The organism is Actinokineospora sp. UV203, assembly GCF_056323665.1.
Window position 1 is genome coordinate 3,994,006 of record NZ_CM150484.1, and the last position, 15,974, is coordinate 4,009,979.

The window sequence follows — 15,974 nt, forward strand, 5'->3', positions numbered from 1 at the left end:
AGCACCCCAAACCACACCTGACCAGCCCACTAGCGCCTAGCGATAACCCCAGGTCAGACCCACATTTCAGCACTAACCCCAGGTTCTAGGCCCTTCACCAGGGCGCTAGTCCCGACCAACCACGCCCACACGCTGCTACTCAGCGTTACCAAAGGACTTCACATGTCTCGCCCCACGATCGACCCGGAAACCATCGTCCTGGGCACCCTCATGCAGGCCACGCCCACCGAAGCCCGCCCCCAGCTCACACGGTTGCACTACCGCGACTTCACCAACCCGCCCGCCCGCCTCACCTTCGACCTCATGGCCGCGCTCGTCATCGACGACGTGCCCAGTCTCGACCCGGCAACGCTGCTCGGGTTCGCCGAGAAGATCGGCGCGTTCGGCGACACCAACCACGCGCACCTGTTGACCCGCTGGGTGTTCAACGCCTACACCGTCGCCGTCCCGTTGGTGGCGCTCGACTTCCACATCACCCGGCTGATCGAGACCAGCTACCGCCGCCGCGTCGCCGAACTCGGCAACGCCCTTGTCCAAGCCGCAGCGCGTCCCGTTCTCGCCGACCTCGACACCTTCACCGCCCGCGTCACCACCGAGTTGGCCACGCACCGCGCCCGCATCGACGACCAGCCGCCAGCGCTGCGCGTCGCCGGGGACACCGGGAGGGCGGCATGAGCGTCGTGACGGTATCCACCGGTGGGAAGCGTCACCGCCCCCGGCCGCGCCTGTTGGACCTGTGTTGCAAGGCCGGTGGCGCGTCCGCCGGGTACCACGCGGCGGGGTTCGACGTGGTCGGGGTCGACATCGAACCCCAACCGCACTACCCGTTCCCGTTCATCCAGGCCGACGCGCTCACTGTCGACCTGTCCGGGTTCGACGTCATCGCCGCTTCCCCGCCGTGCCAGGCGTTCAGCCAAGCCACCCCGACCCACCGCCGCGATGCTCACCCCGACCTGGTGGCACCGATCCGGGCGCGGCTCGCCGACGCCGTCGCCGCACCCGGTGGACCGTGGGCCTACGTCATCGAGAACGTGCCCGGTGCGCCGCTGCTCGACCCGGTCACGGTGTGCGGGGACACCCTGCGGCTTGGCGTCCGCCGTCACCGGTTGTTCGAGTCGAACGTGGCCCTGCACGGCACCCCGTGCCACCACGACCGGGCCGCCGCCGCCGTGCCCGTCTACGGCAGCTACGGCCAACGCACCGGACGAAAGCCACTCGTCGAGGGGGAAACGTCACCGGGCACCGAGCAGGCCCGCGCGGCGATGGGCATCGACTGGATGCCCTGGCCCGCGCTCACCCAAGCCATTCCACCCGCGTTCACGTTCTGGCTGGGGGCGCAGCTCATGGCCCAACGCCCCCACCGGGGTGACGGAAGCCCCGCGGACACCGGGGTGCTTGACCTGCGGTTTTCCGGGGAGGAGGCCGCGGGGCTTCCGTCACCGCACGGCGAGACGGAACCCACCAGGGCGCTTGCGTCACCGCTGAGCTCAGGGCTTGCGTCACCGGTCACTCACCGCGCCTGCCACTGCGGACAACCGCTCAGACGTCCCGACACCGGGCGATGGCCCCGGCACTGCTCCCACGCCTGCCGACAAGCCGCCTACCGCGCCCGCCAGCACGCCACCGACCGGAGGACCGCATGAGCACCACGCCCAAGCCCGGCACCATCGGAGCCGAGCTTCTCGACGCCACCCACGCCGCGCTCACCCGCTACGTCATCCTTCCGACCCCGGAAGCCGCCGACGCGGTCACGCTGTGGATCGCCGCCACCCACGCCCAACCCGCCTGGGCACACGCGCCCCGCCTTGTCATCCGGGGACCGGAGAAGCGCTGCGGCAAGAGCAGGCTGCTCGATGTCGTGGAGGCCACCTGCCACGACCCGTTCATCACCGTCAACAGCTCCACCGCCGCCGTCTACCGCTCGATCACCGACGACCCGCCCACCATGCTGGTCGACGAAGCCGACACGATCTTCGGGCCGAAGGCGGACGGCAACGAAGACCTGCGCGGGCTGCTCAACGCCGGACACCAGCGCAACCGCCCGGCCAAGCGCTACGACGCCGCCGCGAACCGTGTGGAGTCCATCCCCACGTTCGCCATGGCCGCACTCGCTGGGATCGGTGCGATGCCCGACACCATCGAAGACCGCGCCGTCGTGGTGCGGATGCGCCGTCGTGCGCCCGGTGAATCAGTTGCGCCCTACCGGCACCGCCGCGATCGGCCCAATCTGCAAGACCTCCGCATAGCCCTCTTCGGGTGGCTACGCGGCATCCTCGCAAGCCTCGAATCGGCCCAACCTGTGATGCCCGTGGAAGACCGCGCCGCCGACACCTGGGAACCGTTGGTCATCGTCGCCGACCACGCCGGAGGCACCTGGCCCGACCGCGCCCGCGCCGCCGTCCTGGCGCTCACGGCAGAAGCCGCCGACAACACCGAACAGTCCGACCGGATGCGGCTGCTCACCGACTGCCACACCGCGTTCGGTCGCGACGCCGCCCTGCCCACCGCCCTGATGCTCGAACGCCTCAAGGGCGACCCGGAGGCCCCTTGGTCGACACACGGCCCTATGGGGCTCACCGCCGCAAAGCTCGGTGCTCTCTTGCGGGAGTACGACATCCGATCCAGCAACGTCCGCTTTCCCAACGGCACCCAGGCCAAGGGCTACCAGCGCGCCCACTTTACCGACGCATGGGCGCGCTACTGCCCCGAACTGCCCGCGACGCTCGAAAGGGTTCCGACGATCCCGACCGAACAGTCCGAGCCCACACAACCGCCCTGGGAGCCCGGAAACCGGCCCCTGCGACCGATTGCCGGAGGTGCCGCATGACCACCGCAGACCGCGCCGACGTTCGTGCACTAATCGCTCAGCTTCTCGATGCCATCACCGAGCCGCGCCACCCGGAAACGCCTGCACCGCAACCCATGCAGGATCGGGTTCTGTTCACCGTCGATGAGGCCGCCGCCCAACTCGGCATCGGCAAGACCATGGCTTGGCGGCTGGTCGGCACTGGAGAAATCGACTCCGTGCGCATCGGTCGACTGCGCCGCGTGCCAAAGGCCGCGATCGCCGAGTACGCCGCACGACTCATCGCCGATCAGACCGGCCCTACCGCAGCCTGAAGGGGAAACCATGGCGCGCAAGAAGAAGAACACCCGCAATCCAAACGGTCGATCCTCCATCTACTTTGGTTCTGACGGCTACTGGCATGGCCGAGTCACAATGGGCGTGAAAGACGATGGGTCGCCAGATCGTCGCCACATCAAGCGCAAAGAGCACGACGACGTGGTCCAAGAAGTCCAGAAGTTGGAGCGCCAACGGGACGACGGTGTGGTCAAGAAGTCGGGACAGGCTCCGACTGTCGCCGAATGGCTGACGCACTGGGTGGAGAACATCTCCGCGCCGACGGTCCGCTACCGCACAATTCAGGGCTACCGGATCGACGTCTACAACCACCTCATCCCGCGTATCGGCAAGCATCGCATTGACAAGATCGAGCCGGAGCACTTCGAGAAGGTCTACGCGGCACTCATCAAGGCGGGCAATAAGACCGCATCTCATTTGGGGTTGTTGTGAGTCAGCAGATCCAGTTTGAGGGCTCGGCGGTAGCAGATCACCGCGCAGGCCAGCTGGGCGAATGCCGTGAAGTGGGCGGCTTTGCGTTCATAGCGGCGGGCCAGCCGACGGAATCGGGAAACCCACTCCAGGGTTCGTTCGATGACATACCGGTGGCGACCCAGCCGCTTGGCGGACTCGATGCCCCGGCGGGCGATCCGGGCGATGATGCCCCGCCGGCGCAACGCCTTGCGGCAGGACAGGTAGTCGTAGCCCTTGTCCGCGTGCAGCTTGCGTGGTCGGCGGCGAGGCCTGCCAGTTGGCCCCTTGACCGGTGCCACGGCATCGACGACGGTCTCCAGTTCCAGGTGGTCGTTGCGGTTGGCCGCCGTGACGACCACGGCCAACGGCAGGCCACCGCGCTCGCTCACCGCATGGATCTTGCTGCCGGGCTTGCCCCGATCGACCGGGCTGGGACCGGTCAGATCCCCCCTTTGACCGCGCGGACGTGCATGCTGTCCACCGACGCCCGCGACCAGTCGATCGCACCGGCGGAGCCGAGCAGGTCCAGCACAGCCTCGTGCAGCCGAGCGAACACCTCCGCGGCGACCCACTCGGTAAACCGCCGATGCGCGGTCGGGGCACTGACCCCGAACGAGGCCGGTAGCGCCGACCAGGCACATCCGGTCTGTAGCACGTACAAGATGGCCGCCAACACGACACGGTCGTCCAATCGGCGCCGACCCCCGCCCTGGTGGCGTTGCGGCGCGTCGGGCAACACCGGATACGCCAACAGCCACAACGGCTCCGGACACCACTTCTCCACATCGTTCATCGTTGATCAACATATCGCCTACCAGCCAACCCACCCAAATGAGATGTGGTCTAAGCCGGGGATGGCTCACCATGTCCACCGGACCGCACGCATCGCGTTCCACGAAGCACGTCGGCGAGAGGTGATCGTCAAACAGCCTTTTGATCTTGTGAAGCCGCCGAAACTCGATGAAGAGGAGGTAGAACCGTTCGAGCCTGAGGAAGTGCAAGCGCTCATCGCTGAGGCAATGAACCGGCGCAACGGTGTGCGGTTCATCCTGGCGCTTGCGCTTGGTACGAGGAAGGGTGAGTCGCTGGGATTCAAGTGGTCCCGACTCAACATGAAGACCAAGCTTTTGCGAGTCAGCAAACAGCGACAGCGCCACACGTACGAACATGGATGCGCCAACCCGGCTCGGTGCGCTGAACCGCATCACAAGATCGAACCATGCAAGCAGACGTGCAAACGCCATAAGAACTGCCCGCCGCCGTGTACCCCGGACTGCGTCAAACACGCTATGCACTGCCCGCAGCGCATCGGAGGGGTTATGGAAGTGGACGTCAAGTCAACCGCCGGGCGCCGTGGCTTGCGGCTACCTGATGTGCTGTTCGACCTGTTGATCGCACACAAAGAGGTGCAGGACAAGGAAAGGGAGATCGCCGCCGATCTGTGGCAGGACGGGGACTTCATGTTCGCGCAACCCAACGGGAAGGCCATCGATCCCAGGACCGACCACAACGAGTGGAAGGCGCTGCTTGCCGACGCCGGGGTACGCGACGCCCGGCTGCACGACGCCCGACACACCGCCGCGACGGTGCTGCTTCTACTCGGAGTGCCGGAACGGGCGGTCATGGACCTCATGGGATGGTCCAACGCGGCCATGGCAAAGCGCTACCAGCACGTGACGGCCGCCCTGCGGAACGACATTGCATCGCAGCTCAACGGCTTCCTCTGGAAGCCCAAATGAGACCCCGTTTGAGACCCTGACAGCAGCAAGGGCACGCCATACGGCGTGCCCTTGCTGCGTTTCTGCTGGTCAAAGAGCGGAGGCGGAGGGATTTGAACCCCCGGACGGTTGCCCGTCTTCCGCTTTCAAGGCGGATGCATTCGGCCGCTCTGCCACGCCTCCCTGCCCGGTCAGCCTAACGAAGGCGACAACCGGGTTCTCACCCCTGGTCGAGATGCTCGATGACGCGCTCGAAGAGGGCGGCGACGACCTGTTGTTCCTCGGGTGTCATCAGGTCGACGAGGTGGGCCCGGACGCCGTCGACGTGGGTGGGGGCGGCCGACCGGAGGGTGTCCATGCCCTTCTGGGTCAGTTCCGCGATGACGCCTCGGGCGTCGTCGGGGCATTCGACGCGTTTGACCAGGCCGAGCTTTTCCATGCGGGAGATCTGGTGGGACAGCCTGCTCTTGGAGGACGCGACCTGGCCCGCCAGGTGGCTCATTCGCATCTGCCACCCCCCGCACTCGGAGAGGCGGACCAGGACCTCGTAGTCCGGCAGGGCGATGCCCTCGCTCTCCTGGAGTTCGCGGCTGAGCCGCTGACGCAGCAGTTCACTGCCGATGACGTATGCGCGCCAGGAGCGCATCTCGTCGGGCTGCAGCCAGCGGGGTTCAGGTGTCACGGGCCCAAGGTTACGGCCAAACCGGCGCCGGACAATGTTCTTCGCGTTTTCACGCCATGCCGGTTGGGTCACTCGTCCGTGGCGCCGCTTGTGGGTGTGTCCACAACGGAACGCGGGCGGTCCGTTCCGGACAGTGAGAGTGAATTTCACCAGTTCAGGACCCGTGAAGGGGTTGCCTGCCGAGTGTGATAGGGGCAACATGGGAAGGGAGACGGCTGGCCCGAGTGGACCCGAGCGCTAGGCCGAACGCGCTGGTCGCCGTGCCTGCCGAGGAAGGATAGGTGGTGCCGTGGCGGAGCAGCTATCTCCAGTAGTGGCCGGCGGCACGCCGCGACCCCGCGGCTGAGGCGACAGCATCGACCCAGCTGTGATTGTGAGCGGTGATTCACCGGTATTCGAGTGTGCCCATGCGTGACGCGCATCCGGATGGCACCTCGACGCTGTTGAACCCTGCGTCGGACGTGTCTCCAGACCGTTCGGCAGGGCTCCACGCCAACCGGCGAGGCGGCGGCCACTACATCAGCGGTAACACCTGGGTGCGGCAGCCCGACGGCGCCGCACCCAGGCGCATGTCCGGCCAGCCTCGGGCCGCGGACCTGGTTATCGTTTGCCCCGACAATGCCAACGGGGGCGGGTGCCCCCGACCGTCGGACGCGGAGTGGGCCTGTGGAGTTCAATGACGACGTAGCCCTGGATACCTCCCAGGTGCAGGACATGCGCGGCTCCGGCGGCGGTGGCGTCGGGAGCCGGGTCGCCCTCGGCGGCGGTGGTCTCGGAATCGTGGGCATGATCTTGTATTTCGTGCTCTCCCAGCTCGGCGGGGTCCCGCAGGGCTCCCCCATCAGCACCCGTGACGTCGGTGAAGGCCAGACGGTGTCGAACTCCGACCTCTCCAAGGAGTGCCGGACCGGCAAGGACGCCAACACCAACTCCGACTGCGCGCTGGTCGCGGTCATCAACTCGATCCAGGGCTACTGGACCGACGCGTTCGCCCGGTCCGGCAGCACCTACCAGGCCGCGCCGACGAACTTCTTCACCGGCGGGGTCAACACCGCCTGCGGCAGCGCGACCTCCGACGTCGGCCCGTTCTACTGCCCTGGCGACCAGGAAATCTACATCGACCTGGCGTTCTTCAAGGAACTCCAGTCGCGCTTCGGCGCCCAGGGCGGCACGTTCGCCGAGGCCTACGTCATCGCCCACGAGTACGGCCACCACGTGCAGACGCTGCTGGGCACCTCGGACAAGGTGAAGCGCGGGACCGGGCCGACGTCCGACGCGGTGCGCCTGGAGCTGCAGGCCGACTGCTACGCGGGCGTGTGGGCCAACCACGCCACCAGCGTCCCCACGTCGAGTGGCAAGCCGCTGATCAAGTCGATCTCGCAGGACGACGTCAACCGCGCGCTCGACGTGGCCGCGCGCATCGGTGACGACTTCATCCAGGAGAACCTGGGTGGCGGGCAGGTCGACGAGAGCCAGTTCACCCACGGCTCGTCGAAGCAGCGTGAGCGCTGGTTCACCGCCGGGCTCAACACCGGCGACCCCGCCCAGTGCGACACGTTCAGCGCGCGCGACCTGGGCTGATGACACACACGAAAGAACCCCCGCGGCACGTGGCCGCGGGGGTTCTTTCGGTTACGAGCTACTGCTTACGCGGCCGGACGGTCCACGTGGATGCAGCCGACCACGTCGGTGCCCGCGGCCTTGGCGGCCTGAGCGTCCTCGTTGGCCATCTGCATGCGCATCATCCGAGTCTGGGCGGCCCGGGTCTCCGCACGCTGAACGCGCGGCGGGATGCCGTTGATCTCCTCGGTGCTGACCGCGTACGAGGCGGTCACCCAGGCGATCGCGTCGGAGTTGCGGTCGAGCGCGACGCGGTCGATGTTGCCGAGGTTGTCGCACTTCTGGTGGTAGCACTTGTCGTAGGCGACGTTCGCCTGGCCACCCCACAAGTCAGCCTGGGCCTGGGTCTTGATGCCCTCGGCGCCGGTGAACAGGCCACCGGCCGGGATGCCGACCGCGATGAAGCGGCCGTAGTCCGAACGACCCGAGAAGTCCGTGCCCTGGGTCGGGGTGCCGGTGGCGCCCAGGAAGTCGACGAACGCCTTCTCGATCTGGGCCGAGCCGTAGGGTCCCGCGCCCGCGCCGGTCGCGTCGGAGTCATCGCCGTCGTAGACGAAGTACGCCGCGTTCGGCGAGGCGATCATGTCGTAGTTCAGGTACAGCGCGATGTCGACCTGCTGCTCGAAGGTGAGCGAGTCGACGTACCTGGTCGAGCCGATCAGGCCCAGTTCCTCGGCGCTCCACCAGGCGAAGCGGACCGCGTTGCTGACCCGCGGCGAGCCACCCAGCTGCAGGGCGGTCTCCAGCAGACCCGCGGAACCCGAACCGTTGTCGTTGATGCCGGGGCCCTGGATGACGCTGTCGAGGTGCGCGCCCGCCATGACCACGTTGTCCTTGCGACCGGTCTTGGTCTGCGCGATCACGTTGTAGCTCTTGCGCTCTTCACGCAGCGCGCGCAGCTCAAGGGTCGCCGAGCCGCCCTTGGCGGCCAGCGCCTCGCCGTCGGCCTTGGTGATGCCGCCGGTGGGCAGCTTCGCCGCGGCCGGGTCGCCGAGGGTGCCGTTGAGCGGGCCGTCGGTGTTGTTGTAGATGACCGCGCCCACAGCGCCCGCCTCGGCGGCGACCGCCTGCTTCTGGGCGAAGGTGCAGCCACCGCGGGAGACGAGGGCGATCTTGCCGGTCGCCACGATGCCCGCGTAGTCGGCGATCTCGCAGCCCGGGGTGGTGTCGGCGCCGAAAGGCACGACGGCCAGGTCCGCGGTGATGCCGCCGACCGGGGTGGAGAGGCTGTAGGTCATGATCGAGATCGGCACGCTCGCGCCCGCGACCGTCAGCTTCTCCGCGAGGGTCTGCGTGAAGGTGAAGTCGAACTCGTGACGGGACACGTCGAACCCGGCCGCCTGAAGCTTCGACTCGACGTACTCAGCCGACTTGGCGTGGCCAGGGGTGCCCGCGGCGCGGATGCCGCCGTTCTGGTCGGCGATGCGCTGCAGCGCGATCAGGTGGCGGTTCACCCCCGATCCGGTGACCTTCTTGACGAGGTTCCGCGCGAGGGCGGGGCCGTCCGGCAACTCGGCTGACGCGGTCGGCGCCGCCGAGGACGGAATTGTGGTGAACGCAAGCGCGCCGGTTGCCACGAGGATGGCGGCTCCGACGCGGAGCGTCTGACTTTTGGGCATGCAGGTTCCCTTGTTCATGGGTTGGGTGCCAACCGTCGATCGCCCCCGACGCGATCCGATGTTCCGGCGTGCACACCTTCACCTGATTGGCGTCGCTGGTCAATAGCTGTTCATTATCAACTGCGCATAGATTCACCTGGACAGACGAGAAACACCGGCACCGGCGTCGGCGCGTCGCCCGCGGGATACGGTCGTCCACATGCGAGCGATCATGATCAGCGAGCCCGGCGGCCCGGAAGTCATGCGGTGGACCGAGGTGCCCGACCCCGAACCAGGCCCCGGCGAAGTCCTGGTCCGCGTCGCGGCGACCGCGGTCAACCGCGCCGACCTCTTGCAGCGGAAAGGCTTCTATCCGCCGCCGCCGGGGACGTCGGAGGTGATCGGTCTCGAATGCTCGGGAACCGTCGCCGCGTTGGGCGAAGGGGTCACGGGCTGGCGCGTCGGCGACGCGGTCTGCGCGCTTCTCGCTGGTGGCGGATACGCGGAACTGGTCGTCGTGCCCGCGCCGCAGCTGATGCCGATCCCCGAAGGTATCGAATTGGTGACGGCCGCGGGGCTCCCAGAGGTGTCGTGCACCGTTTGGTCGAACGTCATGCGGACCGCTCGGCTCACCGCGGGCGAAACGCTCCTCGTGCACGGCGGGGCGAGCGGAATCGGGACGCACGCCATTCAAATCGGCAAAGCCATCGGCGCCCGGGTGGCCATTACCGCGGGCTCGGCCGAACGGGCTATTCAGTGCGGCGAATTGGGGGCCGACGTAGCGCTGAATTATCGCGAAGTGGAATTCGAGAAGGAAGTGACCGCCGACGTCATCCTGGACAACATGGGCGCGAAATACCTCGCCCGCAACGTCGAGGCGCTCAACCGCGGCGGCAGACTGGTGGTCATCGGCATGCAGGGCGGGGTGAAGGCCGAACTGAACCTGGGCGCACTCCTGGCGAAGAACGCGTCGGTCACCGCGACGAGCCTGCGGTACCGGCCGGTGGCCGAGAAGGGCGAGATCTGCGCGGACGTCGTGGCGAACGTCTGGCCGCTGATCGCCGAGGGCAAGGTGCGGCCGGTGGTGCACGAGGTCCTGCCGATCGAACGAGTCGGCGACGCACACCGGATGCTCGACGAGGGTGGCGTGTTCGGAAAGCTCGTCCTCACCGTCGCGAAGTGAGAACTCACTGTCGCCAACGTTGAACTCATTGTTCTGAAGGGGCGACTCGCGGGTCAGGGGCGTAGAGAGGCGACGGCTTCGACTAGTTGGTCGACCTCTACCGAGTTTGTGTAGTGGGCCAGGCCGACCCTGACCGCGCCGCCTACCTCGCCGACGCCCAACGCCGCGAAGACGCCGCTGGGGGCGTCGTCGGCGAAGGCGCAGATGCCGTGGTCGGCCAGGTGGACTACGGCTTCGGTCGCTTTGACGTCGGCGACGGTGAACGCCAGGGTCGGGATGCGGCGCATGGCGTCGCCGATGACCATGACGTGGCGTTGGCCGCGCAGGTCTCCGATCAGCCTGGAGAGCAGGCCTGCCTGGTAGGACTTCGCTGAGCTCAGGGACGTCTGCAGGCGTTCCCGCCTGGTCCCGGTGGCGGCGTCGTCGAGTTCGGCGAGGTAGTCGACCGAGGCGACGAGGCCCGCGAGGAGGGGGTGGGCGTTCTCGCCGAGTTCGAGGCGGGCCGGGCCGAAGGCGCGCGGGTCCAGGGAGCTGGCGGGGAGCCGGTCTATCACCGCCGGGTCCGCGAAGGCCAGGGCGGCGACCGCCGGGCCGCCCCAGGCGTGGGCGGACACCGCGACGACGTCGGCGCCGATGGTGTTGATGTCTATGGGCACGAACGGCGCCGCGGAGGACGCGTCGACCACGACGAAGGCGCCCGCGGCCTTGGACAGGTCGGCGATCTTGTTCAGGTCCGGCCTGGTGCCGACGGCGCCCGAGGCGGCGGTGACCGCCACTACCTTCGTGCGGTGTGAGATGAGGTTCTCGTACTGCCAGGCGGGCAGTTCGCAGGTCTCGATGTCGATCTCGGCCCAGCGCACGGTCGCGCCCGCGCGCTGCGCGACCCGCAGCCAGGGGGCGGTGTTGGCCTGGTGGTCGAGCCTGGACAGGGTGACCTCGTCGCCGATGAGCCAGCGTTCGCCGAGGGCCTCGGCGAGACGGGCGAGCAGGACCGCGGTGTTCGGTCCGAGGACGACTCCGGCCGGGTCACAGCCGACGAGATCGGCCACCGCGCGGCGGGCCGCGTCGACGATCGCCGCCGCGCGCTGCGACGCCGGGAACACCCCGCCCGGGCCTGACACCGGCGCGCGCAAGGCGGTCGAGACGGCGGTGGCCACCTGCTCGGGAACCTGCATTCCGGCGGGCGAGTCCAGATGCACCCAGCCGTCACCGAGCGCGGGAAACAGCCCGCGGATTCGCGCGACGTCGAAGGCCATGGGCCACACCGTACGCACGCCGGAACGCCGACGTTTCGTGGGGAGGCGGAGCGGATACCCTCGCAGACGTGACTTCGGTGGACTCCCCTTGGGAGATGCCCTTCACGCCGATCCCGATCTGGCCCAGGACGGAGCAGATGAGCCACTCCATGAACTCCCGCAGCTCTGCCGACGACAACGCCGAGAACCCAGCCGATAACACCGAGGACCAGTCGCACACCGTGATGGTGGTGGGCCCGGACGGCTCCCCGCTTGGCGCGGCGCGCATTCCCGAGGCGGGCGGCACGCCCAGCGAGTCGGTCGGCGACATGGTCGAGCAGCCCGCGAAGGTCATGCGGATCGGCACGATGATCAAGCAGCTGCTCGAGGAGGTGCGCGCGGCACCGCTGGACGAGGCCAGCCGCAACCGCCTGCGCGAGATCCACAAGCGCTCGATCGTCGAGCTGGAGGACGGTCTGGCACCTGAGCTGCGTGACGAGCTCGAACGCCTGTCGCTGCCGTTCACCGAGGACGGCACCCCGTCCGACGCCGAACTGCGGATCGCGCAGGCGCAGCTGGTGGGGTGGCTGGAAGGTCTGTTCCACGGCATCCAGACCGCGCTGTTCGCCCAGCAGATGGCCGCCAGGGTCCAGTTGGAGCAGATGCGCCGGGGCCTTCCCCCGGGCGTCGGCGGTGGCGCCGAGAGCGCCGATGGCACCCACATCCGCGGCACCGGCCAGTATTTGTGATCTCGGTAACTTGATTCGGCCCCGTGGCCCGTATCCTTCCTCGACCTGATCGTGGAAAGGAGTTCTGCATGCTCGACAAGGTGCGCGCGATCCTGCGAACCGAGGACATCAAGCGGTCCGTCCGCGGGAAACTGGTGAACGCGATCGATGAGGCGGTCTCTCGTGGGCAGGCCCAGGAGATCGAGTCGCTCAAGGCCGAGGTCGCCCGGCTGCGCGACGAACTGCACCAGCACGCCGACCGCACGGTCGACCGTGTGTCGGAGCGGATCGCCGACTTCGAGCACCGAGCCCGCCGGGACCTCTTCTACGCCGCGGAGCGGGACGCGGCGGCGGACAGCAGTGCTTTCGCCTACGAGCACATGGCGCAGGCCGCGCAGTTCCCCCACCCGCACCAGACGCTGGAGCACGGGCTGTCGCTGGCGCCCGCAGGCGGTCTGGCGCTGGAGTTCGGCGTCTACACCGGGACCACGCTGAAGATCATCGCCACCGCCCGCGGCGGCGAGAGCGTGTTCGGGTTCGACTCCTTCGAGGGCCTGCCCAGCGACTGGCGGGCGGGCTACCCGGCGGGCGCGTTCCGGGTCGACGGCATTCCCGAGGTCCCGGGCGCCGAACTCGTGGTCGGCTGGTTCGACCAGACGCTGCCGGGGTTCCTCGACGAACACCCCGGCCCGGTCGACTTCCTGCACGTCGACGGCGACCTCTACAGCTCGGCGAAAACTGTGCTCGACCTCGTGGGGCCGCGGCTGCGGGCAGGCAGCGTCATCGTGTTCGATGAACTCTTCAATTACGCAGGGTGGCGCGAGCACGAATTCAAGGCGTGGCAGGAGTACGTCGCGGCCACCGGCACTGAATTTGAATACGCCGCGTACACGACGGACAACGAGCAGGTCGTCGTTCGTGTGACCGGAACCGACTCCCCGGCTGGGTGAGTGTCACGGCCACGCCGGTAGTCTCGGGACCCGTGCAAGCAACCCTGATCGAGGAGAAGCCCGTGCCGGTGGTGCACGCCGGGCGCACGTTCAGTCGTGCGGTCGAGGACCTGCGACAGGGCTTCGCGCAGCGTGAGCTGTGGGGACACCTCGGTTGGCAGGACATCAAGCAGCGCTACCGGCGGTCCGTCATCGGTCCGCTGTGGATCACCCTGAGCATGGCCGTGACCGCGGCGGGCCTCGGCCTGCTGTACTCGACCCTGTTCGACACGGACATCGGGACGTTCCTCCCGTACCTCACGGTCGGGTTCATCGTCTGGAACTTCATGCTCGGCTGCATGACCGAGGGCGCGGACACCTTCATCTCCAACGAGGGGCTGATCAAGCACCTGCCCGCCCCGCTCACCGTCTACGCGCTGCGCACGGTGTGGCGGCTGGCGCTGATGTTCGTGCACAACCTGCTGGTCTACGTGGTCGTGCTCGCCATCTTCTTCCCGAACCTGGTCCAGGACAACTATTTGCTGAGCCCGAACGGCTTGCCGCAGCCCGGTCTCGACTGGACGATCATCACCGCCATCCCGGCCTTCGTGCTGCTCGCCCTGAACGGCACCTGGGTCGCGCTGCTCTTCGGCATCATCAGCACCCGCTACCGCGACATCCCGCAGGTCATCGGCGCGCTCACGCAGCTGCTGTTCTTCATGACGCCGATCGTCTGGCCGGTGGACCTCATCACCCGCAAGCTGGGCACCGACGCGGGCTGGATGGTGTGGGTGGCCGAGCTCAACCCGCTGTACCACTTCATCCAGATCATCCGGGCCCCGCTGATCGGCAGCCAGCAGAGCTGGCACCACTGGGCCGTCGTAGGCGGTATCACCGTCGTCGGGTGGGCCTTGGCCATGCTCGCGATGCGCAACTACCGTTCGCGTGTTTCCTACTGGGTCTAGGTGAGGCATCCCCACATGGTCAGCATCGAGGTCCAGAACGCCTCCGTCGACTTCCCGATCTTCGACGCCAAGACGCGGTCGCTGAAGAAGGCCGTCCTCGGCAAGGTCGGCGGCAAGATCGGGACCGAAACCAGAGTCCCGATAATCGAAGCGCTGCACGACATCACGCTCACCCTGAACGAGGGCGACCGGGTCGCGCTCGTCGGGCACAACGGCGCGGGCAAGTCGACGCTGCTGCGGCTGCTGTCGGGCATCTACGAGCCCACGCGCGGCACGACCGAGATCACCGGCAAGATCGCCCCGGTGTTCGACCTCGCGGTAGGCATGGACCCGGAGATCTCCGGTCTCGAGAACATCATGATCCGCGGCCTGTTCCTGGGCATGTCGCGCAAGCAGATGGAGGCACGGGTCGAGGACATCTCCCAGTTCACCGAGCTGGGCGACTACCTGCACCTGCCGCTGCGCACGTACTCCACCGGCATGCGGGTCCGGCTCGCGCTGGGCGTGGTCACCTCGATCGACCCGGAGATCCTGCTGCTCGACGAGGGCATCGGCGCGGTCGACGCGGCGTTCATGGCCAAAGCTCGCGACCGGCTCGTCGACCTGGTACGAAGGTCCGGCATGTTGGTCTTCGCCTCGCACTCGGACGACCTGTTGTTCGAGCTGTGCAACACGGCCATCTGGATGGACGAGGGCCGGGTCAAGATGCACGGGTCGCTGCGTGAGGTCCTCACGGCCTACAAGGGCCGCGACCCGTTCGAGCACATGAGCAAGGAAACCCTCGAAAGGCTCGGCGAGACCCTATGAGCACCGCGCAGCAGCTGCCGCCGGGATCAGTCGTGGCCGTGGTGGTCACCAGGCACCGCCGGGCGCTGCTCGCGGACTCCCTGAAGATGATCGCGGCGCAGACGCGGCCGCCGGAGCACGTCGTCGTCGTCGACAACGGCCCCGACGATCCGGCCCGCGACATCGTCGAATCCTGTGGCGTGCCCACCACTTACCTCGTGTCCCATCGCAACCTCGGCGGCGCGGGCGGCTTCGCCCTGGGCATGCTGCACGCGCTGGCCATGGGCGCGGACTGGCTCTGGCTCGCCGACGACGACGGCCGCCCGGCCGACGAGTCGGTCCTGGGCACCCTGCTCGACGTCGCGGAGAAGCGCGGCCTGGCCGAGGTGTCGCCGGTCGTGACCAACATCGAGGCGCCGGACAAGCTCGCCTTCCCGCTGCGCCGCGGCCTGACGTGGAAGCGCAGCGCGCAGGAGCTCGGGCAGGACTTCCTGCCGGGCATCGCGTCGCTGTTCAACGGCGCGCTGTTCCGCGCGGACACGCTCGACGTGGTCGGCGTCCCGGACTACCGGCTGTTCTTCCGCGGCGACGAGGTCGAGATCCACCGCAGGCTCGTGCGCTCGGGCCTGCCGTTCGGCACCTGCCTGACCGTGTCCTACCTGCACCCGGACGGCTCGGACGAGTTCAAGCCGATGCTCGGCGGCCGGTTCCACGCCCAGGACCCGGACAACGCGATCAAGCGGTACTACACCTACCGCAACCGCGGGTATTTGATGTCGCAGCCGGGGATGCGCAAGATCGGGATGCTGGAAGTCCTCCGCTTCGGCATGTACTTCCTCGGCACCAAGCGCGACCCGAAGGCCTTCCTGGAGTGGCTCAAGCTGGTGCGCAAGGGTCGCCAGGAGAAGTTCTTCCGGGCCTAGGAGTGTCTGACA

Annotated in this window: 17 protein-coding genes and 1 tRNA gene; 13 read left to right on the forward strand and 5 right to left on the reverse strand. The window is 67.9% G+C overall.

Annotated elements, in window-relative coordinates:
• Nucleotides 1–162 precede the first annotated feature (162 nt).
• Genes ACUZ2Y_RS19030 through ACUZ2Y_RS19050 form a run of 5 tightly spaced genes read left to right on the forward strand, consistent with a single transcriptional unit; the run spans nt 163 to nt 3,574 of the window.
• Entirely contained in the window at nt 163–675 is a 513-nt protein-coding gene (locus tag ACUZ2Y_RS19030; RefSeq protein ID WP_476320757.1) for a hypothetical protein, read from the forward strand.
• On the forward strand, nt 672–1,643 hold the full coding sequence (locus tag ACUZ2Y_RS19035) for a DNA cytosine methyltransferase (RefSeq protein WP_476320759.1): 972 nt from the start codon (nt 672–674) through the stop codon (nt 1,641–1,643). Before ACUZ2Y_RS19030 ends, ACUZ2Y_RS19035 begins: the two co-directional genes overlap by 4 nt.
• Nucleotides 1,640–2,827 (forward strand): DUF3631 domain-containing protein, encoded by a 1,188-nt coding sequence (locus ACUZ2Y_RS19040; RefSeq protein WP_476320761.1) that lies wholly within the window; start codon nt 1,640–1,642, stop codon nt 2,825–2,827. Before ACUZ2Y_RS19035 ends, ACUZ2Y_RS19040 begins: the two co-directional genes overlap by 4 nt.
• Entirely contained in the window at nt 2,824–3,120 is a 297-nt protein-coding gene (locus tag ACUZ2Y_RS19045; protein ID WP_476320763.1) for a helix-turn-helix domain-containing protein, read from the forward strand. The genes ACUZ2Y_RS19040 and ACUZ2Y_RS19045 overlap by 4 nt, the downstream gene beginning before the upstream one ends.
• 10 nt (nt 3,121–3,130) lie before the next feature.
• Nucleotides 3,131–3,574: a tyrosine-type recombinase/integrase gene (locus tag ACUZ2Y_RS19050; protein ID WP_476320765.1), complete on the forward strand. Its 444-nt coding sequence runs from the start codon at nt 3,131–3,133 to the stop codon at nt 3,572–3,574.
• Here ACUZ2Y_RS19050 and ACUZ2Y_RS19055 read toward each other — a convergent pair.
• Nucleotides 3,556–4,334 (reverse strand): IS5 family transposase gene (locus ACUZ2Y_RS19055; protein ID WP_476320767.1). Its coding sequence is split into 2 segments (ribosomal slippage): nt 3,556–4,040 and nt 4,040–4,334, totalling 780 coding nucleotides; the frame shifts between segments, so codons are not numbered across the junction. The genes ACUZ2Y_RS19050 and ACUZ2Y_RS19055 overlap by 19 nt on opposite strands.
• Between ACUZ2Y_RS19055 and ACUZ2Y_RS19060 the strand changes: the two genes are divergently transcribed.
• Complete coding sequence (locus tag ACUZ2Y_RS19060) at nt 4,258–5,334, forward strand: tyrosine-type recombinase/integrase (RefSeq protein WP_476320769.1); 1,077 nt, start codon at nt 4,258–4,260, stop codon at nt 5,332–5,334. The two genes, ACUZ2Y_RS19055 and ACUZ2Y_RS19060, sit on opposite strands and share 77 nt — an antisense overlap.
• A 77-nt stretch (nt 5,335–5,411) precedes the next feature.
• Here the strand turns inward: ACUZ2Y_RS19060 and ACUZ2Y_RS19065 are convergent.
• Together ACUZ2Y_RS19065 and ACUZ2Y_RS19070 are read right to left on the reverse strand one after the other, a co-directional pair.
• Nucleotides 5,412–5,496, reverse strand: a tRNA-Ser gene (locus ACUZ2Y_RS19065).
• Between the two features lie 37 nt (nt 5,497–5,533).
• Nucleotides 5,534–5,959, reverse strand: coding sequence for a MarR family winged helix-turn-helix transcriptional regulator (locus tag ACUZ2Y_RS19070; protein ID WP_476331928.1), 426 nt, complete (start codon nt 5,957–5,959; stop codon nt 5,534–5,536).
• Nucleotides 5,960–6,661: 702 nt separating this feature from the next.
• On the opposite strand from ACUZ2Y_RS19070, the gene ypfJ reads away from it, so the two are divergent.
• A complete protein-coding gene (gene ypfJ, locus ACUZ2Y_RS19075; protein WP_476320771.1) occupies nt 6,662–7,576 on the forward strand; it encodes a KPN_02809 family neutral zinc metallopeptidase in 915 nt (304 codons plus the stop codon).
• 65 nt (nt 7,577–7,641) lie between these two features.
• Here ypfJ and ACUZ2Y_RS19080 read toward each other — a convergent pair whose 3' ends face one another.
• Nucleotides 7,642–9,234, reverse strand: a complete 1,593-nt coding sequence (locus tag ACUZ2Y_RS19080; protein WP_476320773.1) for a M28 family metallopeptidase — start codon at nt 9,232–9,234, stop codon at nt 7,642–7,644.
• Nucleotides 9,235–9,433: 199 nt separating this feature from the next.
• Here ACUZ2Y_RS19080 and ACUZ2Y_RS19085 point away from each other — a divergent pair, with 199 nt between their 5' ends.
• The gene (locus ACUZ2Y_RS19085) at nt 9,434–10,396 is read left to right on the forward strand and encodes an NAD(P)H-quinone oxidoreductase (protein WP_476320775.1); all 963 of its coding nucleotides are present in this window, start codon (nt 9,434–9,436) and stop codon (nt 10,394–10,396) included.
• Between the two features lie 53 nt (nt 10,397–10,449).
• Here the strand turns inward: ACUZ2Y_RS19085 and ACUZ2Y_RS19090 are convergent, their stop codons facing one another.
• A complete protein-coding gene (locus ACUZ2Y_RS19090) occupies nt 10,450–11,652 on the reverse strand; it encodes a cysteine desulfurase-like protein (RefSeq protein ID WP_476320777.1) in 1,203 nt (400 codons plus the stop codon).
• 224 nt (nt 11,653–11,876) lie between these two features.
• Here ACUZ2Y_RS19090 and ACUZ2Y_RS19095 point away from each other — a divergent pair, with 224 nt between their 5' ends.
• The 5 genes from ACUZ2Y_RS19095 to glfT1 all read left to right on the forward strand — a co-directional run bounded on the left by ACUZ2Y_RS19095 (nt 11,877) and on the right by glfT1 (nt 15,962).
• On the forward strand, nt 11,877–12,380 hold the full coding sequence (locus ACUZ2Y_RS19095) for a bacterial proteasome activator family protein (RefSeq protein ID WP_476331930.1): 504 nt from the start codon (nt 11,877–11,879) through the stop codon (nt 12,378–12,380).
• Nucleotides 12,381–12,448: 68 nt separating this feature from the next.
• A complete protein-coding gene (locus ACUZ2Y_RS19100; RefSeq protein ID WP_476320779.1) occupies nt 12,449–13,309 on the forward strand; it encodes a class I SAM-dependent methyltransferase in 861 nt (286 codons plus the stop codon).
• A 32-nt stretch (nt 13,310–13,341) separates the two neighbouring features.
• The gene (gene wzm / locus ACUZ2Y_RS19105) at nt 13,342–14,253 is read left to right on the forward strand and encodes a galactan export ABC transporter permease subunit Wzm/RfbD (protein WP_476320781.1); all 912 of its coding nucleotides are present in this window, start codon (nt 13,342–13,344) and stop codon (nt 14,251–14,253) included.
• Between the two features lie 15 nt (nt 14,254–14,268).
• Nucleotides 14,269–15,060, forward strand: coding sequence for a galactan export ABC transporter ATP-binding subunit Wzt/RfbE (wzt, locus tag ACUZ2Y_RS19110; RefSeq protein ID WP_476331932.1), 792 nt, complete (start codon nt 14,269–14,271; stop codon nt 15,058–15,060).
• Nucleotides 15,057–15,962 (forward strand): galactofuranosyltransferase GlfT1, encoded by a 906-nt coding sequence (gene glfT1, locus ACUZ2Y_RS19115; RefSeq protein ID WP_476320783.1) that lies wholly within the window; start codon nt 15,057–15,059, stop codon nt 15,960–15,962. The genes wzt and glfT1 overlap by 4 nt, the downstream gene beginning before the upstream one ends.
• Nucleotides 15,963–15,974 lie beyond the last annotated feature (12 nt).